The 3,301-nt window shown below is 48.5% G+C and carries 5 protein-coding genes; 2 read left to right on the top strand and 3 right to left on the bottom strand.

What is annotated here, in order from left to right; all coding sequences use genetic code 11:
• Together PsW74_RS21080 and PsW74_RS21075 are read right to left on the bottom strand one after the other, a co-directional pair.
• A partial coding sequence (locus tag PsW74_RS21080; protein ID WP_244277887.1) for a CHC2 zinc finger domain-containing protein occupies positions 1 to 743 on the bottom strand: 743 nt, incomplete at its 3' end.
• Positions 743 to 985, bottom strand: coding sequence for a hypothetical protein (locus PsW74_RS21075; protein WP_063288251.1), 243 nt, complete (start codon positions 983 to 985; stop codon positions 743 to 745). The genes PsW74_RS21080 and PsW74_RS21075, both read right to left, overlap by 1 nt.
• Before the next feature lie 176 nt (positions 986 to 1,161).
• On the opposite strand from PsW74_RS21075, the gene PsW74_RS21070 reads away from it, so the two are divergent.
• A complete protein-coding gene (locus PsW74_RS21070; RefSeq protein WP_153041695.1) occupies positions 1,162 to 1,761 on the top strand; it encodes a hypothetical protein in 600 nt (199 codons plus the stop codon).
• Between the two features lie 27 nt (positions 1,762 to 1,788).
• A complete protein-coding gene (locus PsW74_RS21065; RefSeq protein WP_153041694.1) occupies positions 1,789 to 2,607 on the top strand; it encodes a hypothetical protein in 819 nt (272 codons plus the stop codon).
• A 23-nt stretch (positions 2,608 to 2,630) separates the two neighbouring features.
• Here PsW74_RS21065 and PsW74_RS21060 read toward each other — a convergent pair.
• On the bottom strand, positions 2,631 to 3,301 hold a 671-nt coding region (locus tag PsW74_RS21060; protein WP_206599948.1), incomplete at its 5' end, for a phage antirepressor N-terminal domain-containing protein.

The raw sequence follows: 3,301 nt of genomic DNA, 5'->3' as shown, positions 1-3,301 counted from the left end.
CCAAGCCGCAAACTGGCGCCCATGTACGGCCCGCGGATCTTTTTGGCTGGCAACCGCAGCCCGTCCTCAAGGCTTAGTTTAATTTTGCCGCTTCCATCCGCGTTCAGCCAGGTCTGGTGCACCGCTGCAAACCGGCCCTGCTTGTTTTGAAAGGCCGCCAACAGCGCAGGCCCATGATGGATGATCTCGAAACGACCCTTCGCAGTCTCTGCCCAATACGGCAGATCCGCAGCAAATCGCAGCACCGCGCCGGGCAACGGGATGTCACCCAGCCCCCGCGCCTCGCGCAGATAGGTTTCTGCAACGCTGCCGGAAAGCTCTGTCCCAGCTGAAAAGATCTTGTAGGCCGCCTGACGCGCTTTTTCTTGTGTGGAGGCCGTGCGTGCAGCCGCAAGCACCTTGTTGTCCTGCATCAGCTTTTGCTGTTTGTCCTGCCAGCGTTGATCACGGGCAATCTGTGCTCCGCCCAAAGCTTCAACCGCATCAGCAAAGCTGGAAAAGCCCTCAAACTCTATCATCCAGTCGATGATGGATCCGGAGCGGCCACAGGCGGTGGAGTAGCAGCGGAAACTGTTGCTGACAGGATCAAACACAAAGCTGGCATTGCGATCGTCATGATCGAGAAATGGACATTTACCGGAAAACAGCCGGCCAGATTTGCGCAGCGTGGTGTGGCGGCAAATGCGACCATACAGGTCAGCAGATTGCTTCAACCGCAACAAGTCGAGAGTGGAATACCGCATCACACCAACCTCCCTTGTTTGGGCGGTCGTGGCGGCGGAGGCGTGCGTTTGGCCGCCTCAACATCCGCTTCATACTGCTTGGCATGCTCGGGGCAAAACCACAGCTGCACGCGCTTGCCTGCGTCATCCATGGTGTAGCCACGGGAGCCCCAGTTGGTGCAACCTTCTGCCATGCAAGGGTGTTCAAAATGGCCGGTGGATGTGGTTTGGGGTGTCTTTCTATGATCAATATTGAGGGTCATGCGGCACCCCCTTCAACTGATGCGTGCATGAAATGAGAGACTCGGGTACTCATCTCAGAACTGTTGAGGTTAGAGTTGTGCGCACAGAAACGTTTAATTTTTTGATTTTTATAGTATTTATCGGTGTCCTTATTGGAATCCCATTTGTCTATGGTGTTCTGAGTTTGGATGTAATCATGTCGATCTTTGACATGAATCTCCAAACGTTTGCCGGACTGAGTGGCATTATTATCAGCCTTACAACACTCTTTTTCGTGCTCTATCAAATTCGTATTGCAAGGGATGATAGTGACCTTCTGAAATTTACTATTGCAGCCGACTTTCTTGATTTCTTGTATCAACAGCAAGCGCTCATTCAAAAGATCGAGGATGACCTCTACCACATCCGTGTTCTTAAAAGTTACCACGATGACGAGCAAACTCTTATTAGTGAATGCAATGCTTATTCGGCCATGGCACTGGAAGAAAAACTCGGAGACGATTTGGTCAAGACCAGAGATACTATCGTCGCGTCTAGAAGTAGCGCGCGGAAATACCTCACAAAAATTGGACTTAAACGCTTTGATGAAGTTTTGAGCTTCTGCCAGATGATGTCGGCACTTAAACATTATGATTGGCTCAGCGAGATCCCCTATCCTATCAAAAAACACGAGGACAATTTCATCATTGCAGTCAGAACCTATGAAACAGGCATTTGCAAAATGATCGCTGGTCTTGAACCACAGAAGCAAAAGGCTTTCGATCAGATATTTGAACGGTCGAATACAAAGAAGTGATTTGTTAGTATGCCCAAGAGCAAATGGATGTTTTTTATTGCCTGCTTCACTCTCGGGAGCACATTTGCATTTATGGGAGCATGGGTTGGTGTCAGCTCCGTAACAATTTTTGCTGGAGAACATCTGCCAGACAAAATCCCATTGAGTGCTCCTAAACTCAATAATACGAGAGAGTGGATAGCAGCATTGAGTGGATGGGCTGCGGCAATCGCGGCGATTGGTGCTGCATGGTATGCCGGGCATAAAGTTCAGATCCAAATAGACCGGACTGACAAGCAAATTGATGAAACTCAGAGATCTAATTTGATCTCTCAACTTCCTCAAATTGAAGAGAAACTTGCAAAAGCAATTATTGTTCAAGAATTGCTTATTAATTTCCTGATCAAAGGTGAGTACCGGAAAAACATAGAACCCATCTTGCAAGGTGCTCCGATAGCACAAGAAACGTTTCGTGAAAACGGAGATTACATAACCCAAGTAATAGAAGAATTTGGACAGTATAACGAAGTTGCGGCTAAAATTTACAGAAAGAAACTCCGAATAAAATTTTATCGCATTATTGGCTCCTTGGAGAGCATGCAACGCTGGTACGACCGAATACATAATAACAAAAATTACTGGCAGCTTGAGAAACGCGATCAAACTTCCAGCAATGTCGGCCTTGTCTTTATACCAACCACTCTCATGTCTGATGATCAGCTTACCGAAGAAGATAAGGCTGAAATTGAAAAAGCCATTGCTGAAGTGTATGAGAACGCGAAACAGTACTTGCGCACTAGTGATAGCTATCTCGAAGAGCTTGAAGCGATGCGAGAACATGCTTTGGGTTTTAGTACTAGCGAATGAGCTAAAATTTATAAGAACACTCATCACCCGACCTCCTTCACCCGCAAACCGCGATAAGTCACGACGCGGGCTTTGATTTTTAGGAAGTTGTAGTCCTGTGAGAGGTGGAGCATGGCGCGGCCAAAGGCGGTCTCGGTGATGATGGGTTGGGCTTCTGAGCGGGCCCAATCTTTGTAGGCCAGGAACATGGCTCGGGCTGTCGTGGTATGATCTTCATCGAACTGACAGCCTTCTTCGATAAAAGAGCGCAATTGCCCTTCCACATCAGCCACAATACCCCTTGGAATATCGCTTTGCCGCGCTGAGAAGGATGGCACCAAAGGTAGGTCCAGCTTGCGCCACAAGTCACAGGCAGCTCTCGGGCCAGAAATCCGGTTTGCAATCTCCACCAATCGCGATTTGTTTGCAATCTCTGTCAGGCTACCAAGATCATCACAAGAGACTTCGCTGGAGAACTCATGCTCACGGCTCAAACCCAGAAAGTGCTGTGACAGCACTCCATAACATTCGCGCTGATACTCCAGCACCCGCTGACGGATACTGTCTTCCTTAATCCGGTTGCTATCAATGGTGAAAAGCCAGCCATTGATAAGGTCGAGACGTAGGCAAATTGCCTTTTGGTCTCCTCCACGACCTAAAGGTGTTGCCATGATGGCAATACCTTCTTTCAAAATCGGATCTCGATTGACACGGC

The organism is Pseudovibrio sp. W74, from assembly GCF_001623085.1.
In the GTDB taxonomy this organism is placed as follows: domain Bacteria; phylum Pseudomonadota; class Alphaproteobacteria; order Rhizobiales; family Stappiaceae; genus Pseudovibrio.
Note: the sequence above shows the minus strand (reverse complement) of the source record. Positions and strands in the feature narration are given on the sequence as shown.